The organism is Rhizobium ecuadorense, assembly GCF_001187535.1.
Classification (GTDB): Bacteria; Pseudomonadota; Alphaproteobacteria; order Rhizobiales; family Rhizobiaceae; genus Rhizobium; species Rhizobium ecuadorense.
On record NZ_LFIO01001481.1, the window covers coordinates 1 to 239 of the forward strand.

The following is a 239-nucleotide window of genomic DNA, read 5'->3' on the forward strand; positions in this document are numbered from 1 at the left end:
GTCTTTTCCGAAACATCGGCAGCGCCGAGATTGCGGAAACGCGGCATAATCTCGGTGCGCGCGGCCTCCCTGACGCAGTCGCAGAGAAAGAGAATATCCTGGTCTGAAATAGTCATGCGAAATCCTGCCTTCATTCAATAGCCAGCCTCCATAGCCGGCCCTTCATGAAGGATCGGTGACACCAAGGGTGGAAAAGTTGAAGAGTTTTGGGTCGAGCAGATGCGACGGGTTCACATGCG

1 pseudogene is annotated in these 239 nt (G+C 54.4%); it reads right to left on the reverse strand.

The features are described 5' to 3' along the window. Nucleotides 1-116 (reverse strand): annotated as a pseudogene (locus AF337_RS42825) (inositol monophosphatase family protein); the annotation flags it as partial. Between the last annotated feature and the right edge of the window lie 123 nt (nt 117-239).